The following is a 19065-nucleotide window of genomic DNA, read 5'->3' on the forward strand; positions in this document are numbered from 1 at the left end:
TTGCTATAAATTATTTTTAGACAATCTACTTTTTTCACGATCCCACTCTCTCTGTTTTATGGTTGCTCTCTTATCGTAGAGTTTTTTTCCTTTTACAATGGCAATTTTAGTTTTTGCAAATCCTTTATCATTAAAATAGATCGAAAGCGGCACAACAGTTATCCCAGCGGTTTTGATTTGACCAATTAGTTTGTTTATCTCTTTTTTATGTAAAAGCAGTTTACGTTCCCTTTTTGGTTTATGATTTTTTCGGTTTGCAGCTTTATATTCTGCAATATGCATATTGTGCAGCCATATTTCGCTATTCTTTTCGATAACGTAGGCGTCGGAAATATTTACTTTTCTTTCTCTTAGCGATTTAACTTCACTGCTTAATAAGACCATACCCGCTTCAAATTCTTCTAAGATGAAATATTCAAACCTTGCTTTCTTATTTTCTGCAATAACTTCCATATCTAAAGATATCTTTAAGCTTCAATATATTACAGAGTTTTTGACTTAATTCATAATATATCTTTCCTTAAAAAATCATTTAAGTTATACTGCAAACCATGAACCTTAGGCAAAAAATCAAGTTTTTTTCTCTATCATTTGTAATTTTATTTTCTCTATGGACTGTATTGTCTGGTTATTTTGAGCCATTTTTTATTTTTTGTGGAGTGTTTTCCTCTATATTCACATTATTTATCTTTAGAAGGTTGATAAACGCTGAAAGAGCTCTTAGCCAGATTTTAAATGGTACGAGTAGACTGTCGTTTTATAAGTTAGTAAGTTATATACCATGGTTAATGTACCAAATCATTTTATCAAGTGTTTATGTAACAAAAAAGGTGCTACAACTCAAATCTAAGCTTGAGCCAATCATTATCCTAAGAAAATGCAAAGGGCATAATGATGAAAGCATTGCGTTATTTGCCAATTCAGTCACAATCACTCCCGGAACTTTAACTATCAATGTTGAAAGTAAGCAGAAAACATATTTCTCTACCATGTATTTGATAGATAAAGATCTTGAAAGCGGCATTTCTGAAATAGAAAACAAAATCTTAAAAATACTACGTTCAGTTAAGTAATTGCTTTAAATAAGTTAACAGCATCCTTATATTCCCTTACAAGACTTTCAAGCATCTCTTTTGGAAGGCTATTGTTAACAATAGAATATAAATAATTATATAAATCTTCTAACCTTAGTATGTTATTTCTCTTCTTGCTGTTGAATTTATATGGAAAAATACCTTCCATAACTTCAATAGTAGTAGCCTTGTTTAAAAATACATTTTCACTTGTCACGCTTATTCTTGCTAAAACAGTGTTAATTTCAGGTTCGTCATTTGTATAAAAATCTGATAGCTGAGTTATTCTAATAACGTATAAAGTTACTATTTTTGATAAGCAATTATCAGCATATTCACAATTTTTTATTACCTCCCACTGAGTAACCTGAGATTTACCTATTTTTGCATTGTTCGGTAATTTACTCATTCAACTTTCTCCATTTAATCCAGTAAATAGATTATACTAATACTTTGTTAAATAAATGATAACGCAATCATAAAAATATATATTCATGATGGCATGTTATGTAAAATAGTACGATATCCAAACATTAAAGTTGATTTAGGCTGGTTTATATTGGGCACCTCTTATTTCTGCATTACCTAATACCAATTCTCATTGTTGGTCATTCAAATAGGATACATAGCAGAGTTGTTTAATTGTGGAGTAGGTAAGAGAAGTAATAAATTTACACAAAGCACTCTCAAGCAAAGCAATAGTATCGTATATTTTATTGCGCAAAATGTTCTGTTTTACATACAACCAAAGCCTCTCAACTGGATTGAGTTCAGGTGAGTATGGTGGTAGGTATATAATCTCAATATTTTTAGGTACCTTTAAACTTTTCGACTTATGCCAACTAGCACAATCCATAACAAGAAAGGCTTCTCGTGGTCCCAAATATTGAGACATTTGCTCAAGAAATATATTCATACAATCAGTGTTGACATTCGGTGCAAACAAGCTAGAATTCTCCCCATTTCTAGGCTCTGTGGACAAAATTTTAGAGAAGCCATATGAGAGCTCCAACAAAATTTAGAAATCCCATGTAAACCTCTGCGGTCTTGTCAAATCTGGAAAAAATGCGCCTAAAATTTTTAATTTTACCGAAAAAGCACTCAATCAAATGACGTTCTTTATAAATATGCTCATCATAGTATCTTTGCACTTTTCGATTCCTTTTTGATGGAATTACGATTTCACATTTCCTGTTTTCAAGGCTGACCACAAAAGCATTGCTGTCATAACCCTTATCAGCTACTACAATGGAGTTATAGACATTTTTTGTTAATACTTCAGCTTGTGTAATTTCATTCCTCTGGCCAGGAGTAAGTATAAATTTTAAAGGATTTCCCAATGCATCAACAAGTGCATGAATTTTAGTCGTAAAGCCACCTTTACTTCGCCCTAAAGCCTCTTGATCCTTCGAATCTTTTGTATATCCAGCCGAACATGGATGGGCTCTAATGATCGTACCGTCGATTATGACGGCTTCTAAATCTGGCTCTTGTTTTGTGTACTCCAATAAATTTTTCCAAATACCCCTTTCGCACCATCTCTTAAATCGTTTGTGTATACTTCTGTAATTGCCATAGATTTTCGGCAAAAGTCGCCATTGGCAACCACTTCGCGCCATATACCACACTGCTTCTATGAATATTCTTAAACGTTTTTCGTCTTTACTATGCATTCCTTTTATGCCTTTTATGAATTCTAAAATTTGTTTCCAATTTCTTTCTTTTATATAATATTCCATTCGGTAGTTTCTCCATTTTTATGTTCATTTGGTTAAACTGCCACTTTTTTTCTCCCTCTTCATATTTTTTGTCCACAGAGCCTAGGATTAACTGCACTGTAGAGATAAAAATTTTCCCTACCTAATTTTACCTTAACTTTTGTTCTGACGCCTTTTTTAAACCATCCATGCCCGGTCTTTGAATGTGTGCCAAACCGCGATTCATCGAAGAAAAACAGCTCTTTTTCAGAATACTTGCCAATAACTTCGTTGAGATTTTTTTTTGAATTCCTCTTGTTTTCTTTTATCTTGTACATTGTGTACTGGTCTTGGTGTAATATAAGAGAATTTCATCTTTTGCATATAGCGGTGTACTGTAGATTTGCTAATATTTAAGCCGAACTTTTCCTGGATTCTTATTCTCATTTCTTTAATGGTAATATTAGGATTTTCTCCTACCCATGCTTCAACTTGCTGTAGTTGAGCCTGATTTAATTTAGTTTTTCTACGCCGTTGTGGAGGAGCAAACAATTTTTCTTCTCTGCCTAATTTCAAGAGTTTTATCCACGAAGTTAGTGCGCTTCTTGAAATGCAATATATTTTTGCTACAGCCGTTATACTATGCTTTTTTGCTGCAATTACAGCATTTAGTTTTTTTGCAACATATGCATTGTTCCTTACTTTCTTCAGCATTTTTTTTGCTGATTTTACTACTTCTTCATCCAATAATTTTGATCTTAGTGCCATTTATACCTCGACTATTTCACTTATTTCATTATGGCTTGTCTTCTATTATTGTCTATCTGTTTGCCGTGTAATGGGAATTGGTATAAGCAAGCTAAGCTGTAAAATGACAGTTGGACATCAGCTCATAACAGGAGCACTCTGAAATATAGCTAACCCAAGAAAGGTTTCCCCACGTCATACCGCCGTGGTATCTCAACATAGATTCCGCTAACAAGTAGCGGAATGACGAATTTGTTGTTTTTCAAATCGTTGGTAAACCTAAGTCACTTTAGCTATAGATTTACTTTTTGAGTTATTTTGTTAACATTAATTATTACACCAAATCAATTGCACAAAATGAAAAAGGTGAAACTTGGGATACTAATTTCAGGCAGGGGATCAAATATGCAGGCCTTGATAGAGGCATGTCAAAATCGTAATTTTCCTGCAGAAGTTGTGTGCGCTATCACAAATAATAGCGAAGCTGCTGGCCTAAAAATAGCAGAACAAGCAGGAGTGCCAGCGTTTATTGTTAGAGATAAACCACTTGATGCTGATAAAATTCACGAAATATTTGTTCAACATAAGGTTGATTTAATTTGCCTTGCAGGGTTTATGAGAATCCTGCAAGCTAATTTTCTCAGTAAATGGAATAACAAGGTGATAAATATTCATCCCTCTCTACTTCCGTCCTTTAAGGGCCTAAATGCTCAAGAGCAAGCTCTAAAAGCAGGAGTAAAAATCGCAGGCTGTACTGTACATTACGTCACTCCTGAAATTGATGCTGGAGCCATAATTGCTCAAGTTGCTGTGCCAGTGTTACCAGCTGATGATATTCAAAGCCTCTCAGAACGCATTCTAGCTGAGGAGCATAAGTGTTATGTAGAAGCAGTAAGATCAATAGCAGAAAGTATTAATTATTGACCTTGAGTGTTTTTTCCAACTTCAACAAAAAATAAATTTTCGGGTTCCAGTAAAGAACTTGCCAGTTCGTTTACTTTCTCTGATTTAACGTCATTAATGATATTCGCATAATTATTTATATGGTTAACATCACGATCATTTATTTGCATATCATCAAGCAGCATTGCTGTATTTGTGTTATTGGACAGGAAAAGGACAAAATTATTTACCATACCAATTTTTGCATCCTTGAACAACTGCTCATCAATTCCTTTCTTTTTTATTCTGCTCAATGTATCTTTTACCGCTGATATAGCTTTGCCAGCAGTAGAACTATCAGTACTAAGACTTCCAATTATAAAGTTCCCATGTTTATTGGGAATAATCATTGCATAAACACCATAAGTAATACCCAAGTTTTGCCTCAATTCTGTCATTAATATTGAATTCAGCCTCATGCCACCAAGTGCATCAATTAAGACACTAGCGTTATAATAATTAGGATCTTCATAAGCTATACCTTTTTGAGCAAAAAGTATCACACTCTGTGGTATATCCATAAAAATATTCTTACTTTCTGCAGAACCAAAATCATTTTTCACAGGTATTTTTCTAACTTTTGATCTTTTTGACGGCAATTTAGATAAATATTTATCTAACAACGTAATAATTTCTTCTTTTTTTGCACAACCAGCAACACTGATAACTATGTTATCTTTAGCAAAATTACGCTTTATGTATGTTAAAACATCGTCTCTGGTAATGCTCACTCTAGTGTCAAGAGTACCGTACATACTTTTTGAGTAAGGGTGTTTTTTAAACAACAACGTTTCCAATTCTTTTCCAGCAACAAAAAAAGGATTTTTTTCAAGATTATTAAAATCAACTTTGGCTTTCTCGAAAACTCTATTCAACCCTTCAGAGTCAACTTTAGGACGTATTATAGCGTCGCTTAGTAACGAAATTGCATCCTCTAGATTCTCAGACAAAGTATTTAATGAAACCCTAAATGCTTCTAAACCAGCAATAAAATTTAAACTAATCCCTTTATCTTCAAGCTTTTTCGCAAAATCTCTGGCATCATTTTTTCCTGCCCCTTCTTGAATTACAAGAGAAGTAAACCAAGCAAGTCCTTGTTTTTCTATATTTTCATATGCATAACCTGCATCTTTGAACGATATATTAAGTGAAACTTTTGGTAAATCGCAGTCTTCAATAAATAAAAACTTAAATCCTTTACGGGTGGTGACCTCCTCTATATTTAGATTACCACTTGCTTGTAAATTAAAGCCTAGACAGAAAAAAAATAGAAATATAATTTTACTTATCTTCATTGTTATCTCCTTTTGGTAATAAACGACCAATTAACTTATTGGAAGAAAAGATAGTACGAATTGTGTTATTTACATCCTCTAGATTGACATCATTAATCTTGCTATATGAAATATCTATTTCATCAAGTGGAATGCCAAGTGCTAGGTGCGGCACATAAAACATTGCTATATGAGTTAAGTCAGATAGATTATCAAACTGTGCTGCTTTATATCTATATTTTGAGTTTTGTAATTCTTCGCTAGTCACTCCTTCAGATATGAAGCTATTAATAGTATTTTCTAATCCTCTTTCAACAACATCCAAATCAACACCGCTTTTTGGAATCACAATGATATCAACAAACCCATCACTAAAGGTTAACTTATGATAGCCAGCATCTACTGATACTGCCACATCTTTGTCTAGAACTAAGTCTTTGTATAGCCGACTGGACTTGCCACTCCCTAAAATGTCGATTGCTAAATCAACAGCAAAAACCTCTTCAGTATGTTTAAACTTAGGCGCTTTGTAACGATAAGTTAATATTGGCTCTTTGACTTCAGAGCTTTTAACAGTTAACACCATATCTGCATTATGCACTGGCTCTTCATTTGGATAATGCCTAATTACTGCCTTAGACTTAATGTTACCATATTTTTCTTCTGCTAGCTTCACTACTTCATCAAATTCCACATCACCAACAATCAGCAACACTGCATTACCAGGGTGATAATAACTATCGTGAAACCTCACTATGTCATCCTGATTGTAAGTTTTAATATCGCTCTCCCAGCCAATAACAGATCTACCATAGCCATTACGGTAAAATGCACTATTCATTTCTTCCCATAACAAGTTGTTAGGATGATTATCAAATCTCATCTTTCTTTCTTCTAATACGATGTTTTTTTCTCTTTCTATTTTATCTTGAGTAACATTAAAATTGCCCATTCTGTCTGCTTCAACTTCCATTGCCAGTGGTAAGTCATTTTTAAGGACTAATTCGTGGTAACAAGTATATTCTTTAGTGGTAAACGCGTTAAATTGAGCCCCAATACTACTCATAGTGGCTTCTATATCTGTGAACTTCCCTGTAGTTTCAAACATTAAATGTTCAAAGTAGTGAGCCAAACCTGCTTTGCCGATTGGATCATCCATTCCCCCAACTTTATATATTACTGCATGTAAAACAGCCGGAATTCGATGATTAGGAACAACATAGACATCTAGTCCGTTACTGAGTTTAGCATGTTTTATGTCGTGCTCTATGCTTAAAGCCTTCAAAGAAATTGGGTAAGTAAAAAAGAGTGCAGGTAGTATAAGAAAACTAAAAAACTTATGAAGCATTATTTCGACCTAATATAAAAACAATTATTTTATTCCTCATTTTGTTTGGAAATAAACATATCGTATATATACCACTTATATAACAATGTAAACATTCCACAAACTATAGATAAATCCGCTAAATTAAAAGCTGGCCAATACCAATTATCAATATGAAAATATATGAAATCATATACAGCTCCCCAATAGATCCTATCAACTACGTTTCCGATTGCTCCACCAATCATCAGAGAAAAACCAAGGTAAGTTGACTGATCGTCAGACTTGTATATCAAATATGCAAGTATACCAATTATTAGTATTGAAAATGCTGAAAAAAAGAAACCGCCATGTGGTAAAGCGCTACACATTCCAAAACTAATACCTGAATTCCAAACTTCAACTAGTTTTATAAAACTAGCGATCTCAATTGATTCTCCTTCATCAATCAATGAGTTTATGTACAATTTGCTCGTTTGGTCAATCAATACTATAATTAATATAACAACTAAGCATAACTTTTTCATAAATTTGCCTTTAACCTATAAACTTTAAGTATATCATAATTTATCTGTTTTGTTAACTCCTCAATACTATGGAATTTTTTTTCTGACCTTATGAATTTTAAAAGTTGTATATTGACTTTATGACTATATACGTCTTCATCAAAATCGAATATGTGCATTTCTATTATAGGCTTTTTCAGATCCTTAAATGTAGGTCTCATACCAATATTGACTACTCCATATAACCAATTTGGATTACTATCAGGAAAAGTCACTCTAGCGTAATATGTGCCAAACTTAGGTTTTATCATGCAATCTTCTATAGGAATATTTATGGTTGGAAATCCTATTTCTCTACCTCTACATGCACCTTTTGTCACAACACCAGAAACTTGATAAGGCCTGCCGAGCAATTTATTAGCAATTTCTATTTCGCCCCTTTGTACATACTCCCTTATTGAAGAAGAAGAGCAAATTTTGCCGTCAATTGTTAATGGCTCTAATTTAGTCAAAGAGTATCCATATGTTTCAGAATATTTCTCTAGAGTTAATATATTACCCAATCGTTTATGACCAAAAGTGCAATTTTCTCCGACAATTATGTGTTTAGCGCCATATTTATCTATTAAAATCTTACTGATAAAGTCATCGCAGCCAACCTCAGAAAAACCTCTATTAAAATTAATAATATACAAGTAATCTATACCATAGCTGCTGATCAGTTCCTTTTTTTGTTCTTGGTCTATTAACCTAAAATTGTTTCTACCAAATAAAACAGTTGATGGGTGAGGCTCAAAAGTTAAAACTGCAGAGGGTAATCCTCTTTCTTGTGCTACCTTCTTTAGAGTGGAAATTGCAAATTCATGTCCTAAATGAATGCCATCAAAATTTCCGAAGGTTAGTGCTACATTGTTTTCTATCTCTTGCTCACAATTATAAATAATTTTCATACAATTTGATGTTTTTACATATTTCTTATATATAATAACTATATTTTAGTAAGCTACGGAGATAAATTGTGAAAAATACTAAAGAAAAAGTTATAATATATGTAAAGCAGCGCTGCCCATTGTGCAAAAAAGCAAAAGAGTTGCTGGATAAAAAAGGTGTGAAGTATGAAGAAATCGATGTGCTCAAAAGCTCAGATCTATTTAACGACATAAAATCAAAGTATAATGTTAGAACAGTTCCACAGATTTTTATCAACGATAAGCACATTGGGGGGTGTGACAAATTGATGGATCTTGAAAAAGAAGGAAAGTTGGATGATATGCTAAATAATAATGACAATCACACTGATGTCACAACCTACACAAACAGCAATGATGAATGTGGAGAGTGTGTTATACCACATGATGATTTTATGTAACTTTTTATCTTGTTTTGTCGTGTAATACGTAAATGAAAACTAGTATGCTCACTTTAAACAATTCTTAATGAATTAAAAATACAATTCATTCAGTGAGTTTTTTTAGTGGGAAAAAATGACAAAAAATATTTCAATTATTAGCAGAAACTTAATTAGTATCGAATTAGTTAACAAACAGGATTTAGAGAATTTCATCAAGATTTTCACAGTGCTTGATAAACATATAGCAGCTAAAACACTTTTTACAGAAGAAGTGAGAATAGAGTATAAACAACACAACGGCATAGAAGTTGTTGAATTGCTAAAAGATACAGACTTTACATATCATGAGGTTGAAAATGTATTGAACCACCTGAGTAAACATGGAATGAAGGTGCCCAGCAGTGTTATAGCACACACCCTTTTTGCTGCATACAATCACGCACTTGAATCTAAGAATGTAGCATTTTCTTTTTCTGAAGGCTCTCCACAATTTAACATCAGAGTGAGTAAGAACACCTTCATAATAACTCCTATGAGTGAGGAGAATTTGGAATTGAATTCACAAAGTAGCAAGAAATTAATAGAGTCGTTACAGAGCGAAAAAAATATTTATGATTGTATAGTAGAAGAAAATACCATTAAAGTTATAGTGCATTCTGAAATACATCAAGCTATAAATTTGATTATAAAATCACTGATAAAGTCTCGCCTTTTAGCAAAAGAGGAAGAAGGAAAATTCAAAGAGAAATTGAGACAACTTGCTTTTAAGGATCAAGCTTTTGTTGAGTATTCCAGTATCAAAACCATCAGTAGGTATCCACATAATCATCCTCTGAGAAAGTATGAAAGTGTTACTAAGGATATAGAAAATATTTTATGTGATTTCATAGCAAACGAGAATAGCGAGTTTGCTATAGAGCGGTTAAATAAGCTGAGCTCAGCAGTTTCTCCGGATACTCCAAGAATCATCACTAAAACTATAGATAAACTTGTTAAATTTCATTAAGGTATACGAGAGCCAATAGACTTCTTGTATTACCTTCTGTCATCCAAGTAGCCCAAGCTACTTGGTTCTTTTTTTGGGTTCCAGCACTATGTACATAGCTGTACAAACATTGTAGCCGTTATTCAAGTAGCCCGCAGAAACGAAAAAACTTCCTTGACAAACTCCACCAGCCCCCTTATCATGAAACTGAAGCTATATTATTTAACTTCCCAATCTGTGCAGATTAAAACGACAAGAAGACTTGTATTTGGCGTACTATTGTTTAATTTTTGCACTATGTGCACCGTATGTCTTTATAAAATTTCTAGGTTTTTACCTACATAAGCTGAAACGCGCTTATAAAGCGTTCAAGACATCACCCAACGTCAAATTTTAAAATAAAGAGTGGAATAACTAGCTACTCCGGGGATTCTTTGTCTTTTTTTTTCTGCTGGTAAATTTCTTAAATATTAAAGCTAAGGTTAGTTGCATTTAAAAGCAGCTAAATTGCAGCGTTTAAGACTTAAAAAACGCCAATACTGAAAATAGACAATGACTAGGGTTTCTTTTGCCTTTTTTTTCATTTGGTAAATTTCTTAATGTTTGTAGCTAACATGAACAAACATTTGAGAGTAACTTCTGCTAGTAGGGTGTCATCCCAGTGCTTGACACTGGGATCCAGCTTTCTTTATAAATTCACCAAAAGTGCTTCATTCTATAACGCAAAACCCATACTCACCAAACCCAATGCATTACTTGCAACTAAGTTTCCTGGATCCCAGTGTCTGGGCACTGGGATGACAAAAAAGGGGCTACTCGGATGACACCATTCTTTTTTCTGGATCCAAGTAGTCAGCTACTTGGATGACATCATAGAGGCACTGGGATGACATCATAGGGGCGCTGGCCTGACAATCGTAATTCCGCTATGTGTTAGCGGCTAAGAGATACCGCGGCGGTATGACGTAGGGCTACAGGTGTCATTCCAGTGCTCCTTTTTTTGTCATCCGAGTGCTCCTAATAAGGAGAGTAGACCGGAGGAACTTCACCACTGCCATTAAGTTAAGGAAAAAGAGATGGACTGTATTATAAAATCAAGTAAGATCCGTGAGTCAAAAGAAGTAATAATATGAGTAAAAAAAAGAATAATCACATTCATAAAAAATAAATTGATGAGTTTAAATTTTATAAACACTCACAAAGCATCCTCGAAAGATTTCTCACGAAAAAGAAAGTTGCCTTTTGTTAATGTATTTCTTCTGATCTTTAGAAAGAGTGTAAAATCATTACAAGTAATGCTTAATGAGTTTATTCTACATACAAGAAAGGATTATACAATTACGGCAAGTGCATTTACTCAAGCAAGGAAAAAGCTAAAGAATACTGCGTTTTCAGAGCTAAACGATGATATAGTTTCTCTATACTACCAAGATAAGGAATTTAAAACCTACCATGGTTTCAGAATGCTTGCATTTGATGCTTCTATACTCATCCTGCCAAAAAGTAGCGAGGTGATAAATGAATTTGGCTCAAGACCAATAAGAAATTATACCAAAAAAGAACTCGGAGATTACACAAGTACAACCTTTGAAGTATGTTACGATGTACTAAGAGCTTGTCCGCAAACAAGAAAAGGGATAGTATATGAGTTTTAGAATGGGGTTAGAAATGAGAAAAAAGTATCCAACAGATCTAAGTGAAAGAGAGTGGTAGCTAATAGAGAAACACTTTAGAGTATCATACAAGAAAGGAAGAAGGCCGCTGAAACATAGCAAAAGAGAGGTATTATCTGCAATTTTTTATGTACTACGCACAGGATGTCAATGGCGCTATTTACCGCACGCCATGGAAGACAGTATATGAACAATTTAGGAGATGGAAGAAGCAGGGAATTTTTGAGAAAGTGAATTATGATATCACTAAATATAGCAGGTCAAAAAAGGGAAGGAATGAGGAGCCAAGTGCGTGTATAGTAATCGGTAAAAACGACAGAAAAAGGGGGGTTAAAGGTTATGATGGGAGTAAAAAAGTAAAAGGTAGAAAGAGGCATATAGTCACCGATACTCAAGCTTGGTTGCTATGTCGGAGCTGCGAATGAAAATGACAGAGATGGTGTGAAAATAGCGCTGGATAATATGAGGAAAAAACACACTAATGTTAGGAAGATGTGGGCTGATATGGGATACCAAGGAAAAGATTTAAAGGATCACATAAAGAGAGAATATGACATAGAAATTGAAATTGTCAAAAGGCCTCCGTGCAGATTTTGGGTGCATAAAGATACACCACCAGAGCTATTACCAAAAGTGGAGCCAGGATTTAAAGTGCAGCCGAGAAGGTGGGTTGTAGAAAGGACTTTTGCTTGGATAAATAGGAATAGGAGGCTATTGAAAGAATATGATTTGCTGACAACATCTACTGAAAATTTTATATATCTGGCTATGAATAGATTGATGTTAAAGAGGGAATATGCCTAAATTTAGTAGTTTGCGGACAAGCTCTTACCAACTCAGTATCCAATCTGGATCCCAGTGTCACGCACTGGGATGACAAAAAAAGAAGGCTACTTAGATGACGGGAGAATTGAATGACATCGTTTACTATACAATTCATACAGTTCTGGATAAAAAAATTAGCTAACAAATTTATAAACATCAGTATATAGCTCATCGATGCCTGGCTCTTTACTATTTTTAGCAAAATCTTCCGACTTTTTTACTAAATCACGTACTTCCTTATCAATTACTTTACATTCTTCCTCTGAAGCAATTTTATTATCTATCATGTATTTCTTTAAAGTGCCTATAGGGTCATGATTTTGCTTCATATCTTCAACTTCTTCTTTTAAGCGATAAGTAGCAGGATCTGACATTGAGTGACCGCGATATCGATATGTCTTCATTTCAAGCAGGATAGGCCCTTTTCCGCTGCGTGTGTGTTCCGCTGCTTCGCTTGTAGCCTCATAAACAGAGAAAAAATCCATTCCATCAACTTGTTTTCCAGGAATACCAAAACTTTCTCCTCTTTTATATAACTCTGTTACTAAAGTTGATCTTTGCACGGAGGTTCCCATTGCGTATTCATTATTTTCTATGATGTAAACCACAGGCAACTCCCACAAAGATGCCATATTAAACGATTCATATACTTGTCCTTGATTTGCAGCACCGTCGCCAAAATATGTAAATACCACATTATCTTTTTTCTTATATTTATTAGCAAATGCTATTCCTGTGCCAATTGGAACTTGTGCTCCCACTATTCCATGTCCGCCGAAGAATTTTTTTTCAACGTCAAATACGTGCATCGAACCACCTTTACCTTTCGAGCATCCTGTTTCTTTGCCGGTAAGCTCTGCCATTACAACATTTGGATCAGAATCACATGCGAGCATTAAGCCATGGTCTCTATAACTTGTGATAAAAGCGTCACCTAATTTTGATGCAGCTTGAGTTCCAACTGCAACTGCTTCTTGTCCTATTGATAGGTGACAGAACCCGCCTATTAATCCCATCCCATATAATTGTCCTGCTTTTTCCTCAAATCTGCGTATGAGTAGCATTTTCCTGTAGAATCCAATTATCTGTTCTTTAGTGAAATTTTCTGCTTTCATATCGATTTCTTTTTCATTAAACTAACACAATACCAGGAATTTTAAATTTTTGCTAATGAACTATTACCACTGGCTTGAGGCTTTTCACGTTATCTCTGTTATCATGTGGATGGCAGGTATGCTTTATTTACCCAGGCTTTATGTCTACCATGCAACTGTAAAACCGGGATCGGAAAATGATAGCTTGCTTCAAACAATGGAAAAGAGGCTACTTAGATATATCATAAACCCTGCAATGCTTTTCTCACTTGGTCTTGGAATTACACTAATGGTTATTAAGGAAGCATATCGTGAAGGATGGTTTCATGTAAAAGCATTTGCAATACTTTTGATGTTAATCATTCATATGCTGCTTGTAAAACATAGGAAAAGCTTTGTAATGGGTTTGAATAAGAAGTCACATGTTTATTTTCGTGTTTTAAATGAAGCAGTTACAGTATTGATAATAGTTATAGTTATTATGGTTGTTGTAAAACCTTTTTGACTGACCTTACCCAAAAAAAGCAGAAAGCTCGTATCTGTTCAGATGCATGGCTAATGTACAATACTGAAATAAAAATTCCAGTGCTCCCTTTCTTGTCATCCCAGTGCTTGACACTGGGATCCAGTTTTTCGTATAATTTTGTCAAAATCTATTGTGCTAGCAAGTTCACTAGCGTCACGCGCTGGTCTGTTAGACATTTACGTGTAGGGTGAAGAAATTTTGAAAAAGACATACCAAATATGAAAGGCCTATATATTAAAACTTACGGCTGTCAGATGAACGTTTATGACTCCGTTTTAATGGAAAATGTAATTAAACCTTTGGGGTTCAACGTTGTTAGTGATGCAGGGAAAGCCGATTTAGTGATACTGAATACTTGTCACATTAGAGAGAAGGCAGCAGAAAAGCTTTATTCTGAGCTCGGGAAGATTCATTCGTCACGAAAAGAAATGACTATAGTGGTGGCTGGGTGTGTAGCGCAAGCAGAGGGAGAAGAAGTGTTCAGAAGGGCTCCATTTGTGGATATTGTTGTTGGTCCGCAGAGTATCGCTACTTTACCGGAGCTGATAGTCAAAGCAAGCAGAAGTAAAGGTCATGTAATAAACACTGATTTTCCTGAAGTTGCAAAGTTTGATAAATTGCCAGATAAATGCTATGGCAATAGCCAGGGGTCTTCTGCGTTTCTTGCCATACAGGAAGGTTGTGATAAATTTTGTACGTTTTGTGTAGTACCCTACACTCGTGGAGCTGAGTATTCACGACCAGTAAATGAAATATTCCGTGAAGCATTGAAATTAGTTGCAAATGGAGCAAAGGAAATCAATTTGCTTGGTCAGAACGTCAATGCTTACCATGGGGAATGCGAAGGGGAAGTGTGGGATTTAGGAAAATTAATTAGTCATATTGCTAAAATTGAAAAGCTAGAAAGAATCCGCTATACAACTTCCCACCCAAGAGATATGCACGAATCTCTCTACTTGGCACATGCGGAAGAGCCAAAACTCATGCCATTTATTCACCTGCCTGTGCAGTCAGGTTCGAATAAAATATTGCACGCGATGAACAGAAAGCACACTGCAGAGGAGTATTTGGAAATAATAGACAGATTTCGCAAATTGAAACCTGAAATCGAATTTTCTTCTGATTTTATTGTTGGTTTTCCTGGAGAAACCGAAAAAGATTTTGAAGAAACTATAAAATTAGTAGAAAAAGTTAGATATGCTCAGGCTTATAGCTTTAAATATAGCCCAAGACCAGGAACGCCAGGAGCGGAAAGAAAAGATCAAATACCAGAAGATGTTAAAACAGAACGTCTTCTTCGTTTACAGAAACTAATTAGTAAGCAACAACTTGAGTTTAACCAGAGTATGGTGGGCAAAACTGTTCCTGCTTTGTTCAGTGATAAAAAAGGCAAACACCAAAACCAAATTATTGGTAAAAGCCCATATATGCAATCAGTGTGTATTGATGATCCTGAAGGTAAATACAGGGACAAAATAGTGAATGTAAAGGTACTGGAAGCTCGGCAAAATAGTTTGTTGGGGTGTGGGCTACGGAAATATTTTTGAATTTGTAATTTTTCAGAAAGCCCTATATTCTTTAGTTTTACATAGTGAACATGAAGTCAAAGCATTATCCTGATACAGTAAGTAGTCCTGATTTTTCGTCGTTAGAAAAAGAAATCATAAAATTTTGGCAGGAAAATAAAGTTTTTGAGCGGTCAGTTGAGAAACGTTCTAAGGATAATTGTTTTGTCTTTTATGATGGCCCTCCATTTGCAAATGGCCTTCCGCATTATGGACATTTACTCACTGGTTTCATCAAAGACGCATTTGCAAGATATCAAACTATGCTTCAAAAAAGGGTTGAACGTAGATTTGGTTGGGATTGCCACGGATTGCCAGCTGAGATGGGTGCAGAGAAAGAACTTGGAATATCGGGCAGAACTGAGATAGAGAAATTTGGCATTAAAAAATTCAATGACCATTGCCGCACTTCTGTGATGAAATTTTCATCAGAGTGGGAGAAGTATGTAAATAGGCAAGCAAGGTGGGTAGACTTTCACAATGACTATAAGACTATGGATAAATCATTCATGGAGTCGGTCATGTGGGCATTCAAGCAGCTTTATGATAAGGGTCTGGTGTATGAATCAGTGCGCGTTGTACCATATAGCTGGGCATGCGAAACTCCATTATCTAATTTCGAAACAAGGCTTGATAACGCGTATAGAGAAAAAGTTAGCAAAGCTGTAACTGTTGCATTTGAGCTTTTAGAAAACCCACAGCAATTTAAAAGTGTTAAACGAAAGTGTAAATTACTTGCTTGGACTACAACTCCTTGGACGTTGCCGAGCAACTTGGCTTTAGCAATAGGAAAAGATATTAAGTATTGTGCAGTGTCAGTCCATTCTTTGGTGTCATTCCAGCGCGTGACGCTGGAATCTATTTCTGGATCCCAGTGTCTGGGCACTGGGATGACAGGGAGTAGTGAAGGAAGTTCAATGAATGGTGAAATATACATTTTTGCTGAAAGCTACTTAGAGAAATTTATCAGCCACTCTGAACAAAACAATATTCCATATGAAAACTGCAATATAAAACTTAAAGCGAATGATCTTGCAGGTCTTTCTTACAAACCACTGTTTGACTATTTTAAAGACACAAAAAATGCATTTCGCGTTTTTATTGCTGATTATGTTACAGAAGAAGATGGTACTGGCGTTGTACACACTGCTCCTGGATTTGGTGAGGAAGATTTTTACCTTTGCCAAAGTCATGGCATTCCAGCTATTTGTCCAATTGATAACAGTGGAAAATTTACTGCTGAAGTTTCAGATTTAGCTGGAATTCACGTTTTTGATACTAATGATATAGTAATAAAGAAGCTGAAAGAACAAGGAAATTGGTTCAAAACTGAGCAGTATATTCACAATTATCCACACTGCTGGAGAACTGACACTCCTTTGATCTACCGTACTATGCCTTCTTGGTACGTTGCCGTTACAAAATTCAAAAACAGGATGGTAGAGCTAAATAAGAGAGTTAATTGGATACCAAACCACATTAGAGATGGTCAATTTGGAAAATGGCTTGAAGGGGCACACGACTGGTCAATTTCACGCAATCGATTCTGGGGTACTCCGATTCCTGTGTGGCAATCAGATGATACAAGATATCCAAGAGTGGATGTATATGGTTCGATAGAAGAACTAGAGCGAGATTTTAATGTTAAAGTAGATGATTTGCACAGACCATTTATCGATACTTTAACAAGACCAAATCCTGATGATCCAACAGGAAAATCAGTTATGCGCCGTGTACCTGACGTGTTTGACTGCTGGTTTGAATCTGGCTCGATGCCATTTGCACAAGTTCACTATCCATTTGAAAATAAGGAGTGGTTTGAAACTGCAGATTTTATCACTGAATACATAGCGCAAACCAGGGGGTGGTTTTATACGCTCTTTGTATTGTCCACTGCTTTGTTTGATAGGGAACCATTTAAGAACTGCATATGCCACGGTGTTGTTTTGGATGTAAAAGGGCAAAAATTGTCCAAACGTTTGAATAATTATGCAGATCCAATGGAGGTTTTTGATAGATATGGTTCTGATGCACTGCGTTTTCTTATGCTTTCTGGATCTATTGTTTGTGGTGGTAATTTGCTGCTTGATAAAGAGGGAAACTCAATACGAGATGTTCTGAAAAACGTAATAAAACCTATTTGGAACAGTTATCACTTTTTTACCATGTATTCAAATGCAGATGGAATTAAAGCTGAAGTTTGTAAGGATTATCAAAGTACGATTGATCGTTACATGATCTCCAAATGTTTTGAAGCCGTAGAAAGTATCCAAACTTCTATGAACAGCTATAACTCCCAAGAGGCTTGCAAAATTTTGATGAACTTTTTTGAAGTGCTAAATAATTGGTATATTCGTCGCAGTCGCGAGCGTTTTTGGAAAAGTGATTTAGATCAAGATAAAACTGATGCTTATAATGTTCTATATACGGTTTTTTATTACATACTAAGAGCTGCAGCTCCTTTGTTGCCACTTATAACAGAGAATATATGGCAAGGGCTTAAGTATGAAGAAACATCTGTTCATTTGGCTGATTTTCCACAATTAGAGAGATATGATAGTCAGCTCATTGCCAAGATGGATTTAGTGAGAGAGGTGTGCAACTCTGCACTTTCGATCAGAAATACTTTTAATATACGTATCAGGCAGCCACTTGGCAGTATGACCATTTATCATAAATCTTCCTGCAACTTTCTTGAAGGTGAACCGCTTTCTGTCATCTCAGAGTTCTCTCCTGTTATCCAAGTAGCTGACACTGGGATCTGGTGTGCTGAAAACTCAAATGAGTACCAAGAGATGATAAAAGATGAGGTGAATATAAAAAAACTAGAGTTGGTAAACAAACTTGAAGATATTGCGTCACTAGAATTAAAGCTAAACTTTCCTATGCTTGGGAAAAGAATTCCAGACAAAATTAAGAAACTAGTTCAATATGTCAAAGAGGGGAAATGGTGGCAAGTTGAAAGAACTCACTCCGACGTCATCCCAGTGCTTGACACTGGGATCCAGATGCAGATTCCAGCGTCACGCGCTGGAATGACAGAAGGTTCCGCAAAAGGTTCAATATTTTTAGGAGATGAAACAGAGAACTATATTATAGAAAAAGGCGAATATGAACTGTTATTAAAAGCAAACAGTGAATATTCTGCTGTGTTTGATAACAACAAAGGGATTGTGATTCTGAACACTACTTTAAATGATGAATTAATTCTAGAAGGGCTCGCGAGAGATATTGTGAGGCTCATTCAAGAAACTAGAAAACAAGCTGATTTTCATATATCAGATAGAATTAGAGTAACAATCAAAACAGAAGATGAAAAAATTAAGGAAGCAATAACTACATGGAATGAATATATAAAAGAGCAGACCCTTGCCTTATCTTTGGACATTAATAAAGAGATCGAAGCCGACTTCTATTCTAAAGAATATCAAGGGTTGATAGTTGGTATCAAGTTAAGTTGTTAATAAAGTTGCAAAGTTG

18 protein-coding genes and 4 pseudogenes are annotated in these 19065 nt (G+C 35.1%); 11 read left to right on the plus strand and 11 right to left on the minus strand.

Going from position 1 to position 19065, the window contains the following annotated elements:
• Positions 1-3 precede the first annotated feature (3 nt).
• Positions 4-453 carry an SsrA-binding protein SmpB gene (gene smpB, locus ACWHVF_RS04215; protein WP_064124701.1) on the minus strand — a complete coding sequence of 150 codons (450 nt, stop codon included), beginning with the start codon at positions 451-453 and terminating at the stop codon, positions 4-6.
• Between the two features lie 98 nt (positions 454-551).
• On the opposite strand from smpB, the gene ACWHVF_RS04220 reads away from it, so the two are divergent.
• Complete coding sequence (locus ACWHVF_RS04220; RefSeq protein ID WP_064124700.1) at positions 552-1073, plus strand: Na+/H+ antiporter subunit E; 522 nt, start codon at positions 552-554, stop codon at positions 1071-1073.
• On the opposite strand, the gene ACWHVF_RS04225 is transcribed toward ACWHVF_RS04220, so the two are convergent.
• The 4 genes and pseudogenes from ACWHVF_RS04225 to ACWHVF_RS04240 all read right to left on the minus strand — a co-directional run.
• Positions 1066-1482 carry a hypothetical protein gene (locus tag ACWHVF_RS04225; protein ID WP_064124699.1) on the minus strand — a complete coding sequence of 139 codons (417 nt, stop codon included), beginning with the start codon at positions 1480-1482 and terminating at the stop codon, positions 1066-1068. The genes ACWHVF_RS04220 and ACWHVF_RS04225 overlap by 8 nt on opposite strands.
• A 189-nt stretch (positions 1483-1671) precedes the next feature.
• Positions 1672-2052, minus strand: a pseudogene (locus ACWHVF_RS04230) (IS630 family transposase); the annotation flags it as partial.
• A 7-nt stretch (positions 2053-2059) separates the two neighbouring features.
• Complete coding sequence (locus ACWHVF_RS04235) at positions 2060-2812, minus strand: IS5 family transposase (protein WP_064124816.1); 753 nt, start codon at positions 2810-2812, stop codon at positions 2060-2062.
• A gap of 62 nt (positions 2813-2874) precedes the next feature.
• Positions 2875-3538 (minus strand): annotated as a pseudogene (locus ACWHVF_RS04240) (IS630 family transposase); the annotation flags it as partial.
• Positions 3539-3874: 336 nt separating this feature from the next.
• On the opposite strand from ACWHVF_RS04240, the gene purN reads away from it, so the two are divergent.
• Positions 3875-4441, plus strand: a complete 567-nt coding sequence (gene purN, locus ACWHVF_RS04245) for a phosphoribosylglycinamide formyltransferase (protein ID WP_064125413.1) — start codon at positions 3875-3877, stop codon at positions 4439-4441.
• Here the strand turns inward: purN and ACWHVF_RS04250 are convergent.
• Genes ACWHVF_RS04250 through ribF form a run of 4 tightly spaced genes read right to left on the minus strand, consistent with a single transcriptional unit; the run spans position 4435 to position 8516 of the window.
• The gene (locus ACWHVF_RS04250) at positions 4435-5754 is read right to left on the minus strand and encodes a M16 family metallopeptidase (RefSeq protein WP_064125412.1); all 1320 of its coding nucleotides are present in this window, start codon (positions 5752-5754) and stop codon (positions 4435-4437) included. The genes purN and ACWHVF_RS04250 overlap by 7 nt on opposite strands.
• The gene (locus tag ACWHVF_RS04255) at positions 5741-7081 is read right to left on the minus strand and encodes a M16 family metallopeptidase (RefSeq protein ID WP_064125411.1); all 1341 of its coding nucleotides are present in this window, start codon (positions 7079-7081) and stop codon (positions 5741-5743) included. Before ACWHVF_RS04255 ends, ACWHVF_RS04250 begins: the two co-directional genes overlap by 14 nt.
• 29 nt (positions 7082-7110) lie before the next feature.
• Positions 7111-7587 (minus strand): signal peptidase II, encoded by a 477-nt coding sequence (gene lspA / locus ACWHVF_RS04260; RefSeq protein ID WP_064125410.1) that lies wholly within the window; start codon positions 7585-7587, stop codon positions 7111-7113.
• Positions 7584-8516 carry a riboflavin biosynthesis protein RibF gene (gene ribF / locus ACWHVF_RS04265; protein ID WP_064125409.1) on the minus strand — a complete coding sequence of 311 codons (933 nt, stop codon included), beginning with the start codon at positions 8514-8516 and terminating at the stop codon, positions 7584-7586. Before ribF ends, lspA begins: the two co-directional genes overlap by 4 nt.
• A gap of 68 nt (positions 8517-8584) precedes the next feature.
• Between ribF and grxC the strand changes: the two genes are divergently transcribed.
• The 5 genes and pseudogenes from grxC (at position 8585) to ACWHVF_RS04290 (ending at position 12379) form a co-directional block, all read left to right on the plus strand.
• Positions 8585-8935 (plus strand): glutaredoxin 3, encoded by a 351-nt coding sequence (gene grxC, locus ACWHVF_RS04270; protein WP_064125408.1) that lies wholly within the window; start codon positions 8585-8587, stop codon positions 8933-8935.
• 115 nt (positions 8936-9050) lie between these two features.
• Entirely contained in the window at positions 9051-9923 is an 873-nt protein-coding gene (locus ACWHVF_RS04275; RefSeq protein WP_064125407.1) for a hypothetical protein, read from the plus strand.
• Positions 9924-10486: 563 nt separating this feature from the next.
• Positions 10487-10726, plus strand: a complete 240-nt coding sequence (locus ACWHVF_RS04280) for a hypothetical protein (protein ID WP_447933197.1) — start codon at positions 10487-10489, stop codon at positions 10724-10726.
• A gap of 348 nt (positions 10727-11074) precedes the next feature.
• Positions 11075-11512, plus strand: a pseudogene (locus tag ACWHVF_RS04285) (IS4-like element ISWpi18 family transposase); the annotation flags it as partial.
• A gap of 106 nt (positions 11513-11618) precedes the next feature.
• Positions 11619-12379: pseudogene (locus ACWHVF_RS04290) on the plus strand (IS5 family transposase).
• Here the strand turns inward: ACWHVF_RS04290 and ACWHVF_RS04295 are convergent.
• Both ACWHVF_RS04295 and pdhA read right to left on the minus strand, forming a co-directional pair.
• Complete coding sequence (locus tag ACWHVF_RS04295) at positions 12342-12515, minus strand: hypothetical protein (RefSeq protein ID WP_156488155.1); 174 nt, start codon at positions 12513-12515, stop codon at positions 12342-12344. The pseudogene ACWHVF_RS04290 and the gene ACWHVF_RS04295 overlap by 38 nt on opposite strands.
• A 19-nt stretch (positions 12516-12534) precedes the next feature.
• Positions 12535-13515 carry a pyruvate dehydrogenase (acetyl-transferring) E1 component subunit alpha gene (gene pdhA, locus ACWHVF_RS04300; protein WP_064124773.1) on the minus strand — a complete coding sequence of 327 codons (981 nt, stop codon included), beginning with the start codon at positions 13513-13515 and terminating at the stop codon, positions 12535-12537.
• A 55-nt stretch (positions 13516-13570) separates the two neighbouring features.
• Here pdhA and hemJ point away from each other — a divergent pair, with 55 nt between their 5' ends.
• The 4 genes from hemJ to ileS are packed head-to-tail and all read left to right on the plus strand — an operon-like array spanning position 13571 to position 19049.
• Complete coding sequence (gene hemJ, locus ACWHVF_RS04305) at positions 13571-13999, plus strand: protoporphyrinogen oxidase HemJ (protein WP_064124774.1); 429 nt, start codon at positions 13571-13573, stop codon at positions 13997-13999.
• A gap of 53 nt (positions 14000-14052) precedes the next feature.
• Positions 14053-14211, plus strand: coding sequence for a hypothetical protein (locus ACWHVF_RS04310; protein WP_156488156.1), 159 nt, complete (start codon positions 14053-14055; stop codon positions 14209-14211).
• A gap of 27 nt (positions 14212-14238) precedes the next feature.
• Complete coding sequence (gene miaB / locus ACWHVF_RS04315; RefSeq protein ID WP_064124775.1) at positions 14239-15567, plus strand: tRNA (N6-isopentenyl adenosine(37)-C2)-methylthiotransferase MiaB; 1329 nt, start codon at positions 14239-14241, stop codon at positions 15565-15567.
• 50 nt (positions 15568-15617) lie between these two features.
• Entirely contained in the window at positions 15618-19049 is a 3432-nt protein-coding gene (gene ileS / locus ACWHVF_RS04320) for an isoleucine--tRNA ligase (RefSeq protein WP_064124776.1), read from the plus strand.
• Positions 19050-19065 lie beyond the last annotated feature (16 nt).

It is taken from the genome of Wolbachia endosymbiont of Dactylopius coccus (assembly GCF_977011065.1).

Coding starts and splice junctions, on each gene's coding strand:
- smpB (WP_064124701.1), bottom strand. CDS start 453: ATGGAAGTTATTGCAGAAAATAAGAAAGCAAGGTTTGAATATTTCATC.
- ACWHVF_RS04220 (WP_064124700.1), top strand. CDS start 552: ATGAACCTTAGGCAAAAAATCAAGTTTTTTTCTCTATCATTTGTAATT.
- ACWHVF_RS04225 (WP_064124699.1), bottom strand. CDS start 1,482: ATGAGTAAATTACCGAACAATGCAAAAATAGGTAAATCTCAGGTTACT.
- ACWHVF_RS04235 (WP_064124816.1), bottom strand. CDS start 2,812: ATGGAATATTATATAAAAGAAAGAAATTGGAAACAAATTTTAGAATTC.
- purN (WP_064125413.1), top strand. CDS start 3,875: ATGAAAAAGGTGAAACTTGGGATACTAATTTCAGGCAGGGGATCAAAT.
- ACWHVF_RS04250 (WP_064125412.1), bottom strand. CDS start 5,754: ATGAAGATAAGTAAAATTATATTTCTATTTTTTTTCTGTCTAGGCTTT.
- ACWHVF_RS04255 (WP_064125411.1), bottom strand. CDS start 7,081: ATGCTTCATAAGTTTTTTAGTTTTCTTATACTACCTGCACTCTTTTTT.
- lspA (WP_064125410.1), bottom strand. CDS start 7,587: ATGAAAAAGTTATGCTTAGTTGTTATATTAATTATAGTATTGATTGAC.
- ribF (WP_064125409.1), bottom strand. CDS start 8,516: ATGAAAATTATTTATAATTGTGAGCAAGAGATAGAAAACAATGTAGCA.
- ACWHVF_RS04275 (WP_064125407.1), top strand. CDS start 9,051: ATGACAAAAAATATTTCAATTATTAGCAGAAACTTAATTAGTATCGAA.
- ACWHVF_RS04295 (WP_156488155.1), bottom strand. CDS start 12,515: ATGAATTGTATAGTAAACGATGTCATTCAATTCTCCCGTCATCTAAGT.
- pdhA (WP_064124773.1), bottom strand. CDS start 13,515: ATGAAAGCAGAAAATTTCACTAAAGAACAGATAATTGGATTCTACAGG.
- hemJ (WP_064124774.1), top strand. CDS start 13,571: ATGAACTATTACCACTGGCTTGAGGCTTTTCACGTTATCTCTGTTATC.
- ACWHVF_RS04310 (WP_156488156.1), top strand. CDS start 14,053: ATGTACAATACTGAAATAAAAATTCCAGTGCTCCCTTTCTTGTCATCC.
- miaB (WP_064124775.1), top strand. CDS start 14,239: ATGAAAGGCCTATATATTAAAACTTACGGCTGTCAGATGAACGTTTAT.
- ileS (WP_064124776.1), top strand. CDS start 15,618: ATGAAGTCAAAGCATTATCCTGATACAGTAAGTAGTCCTGATTTTTCG.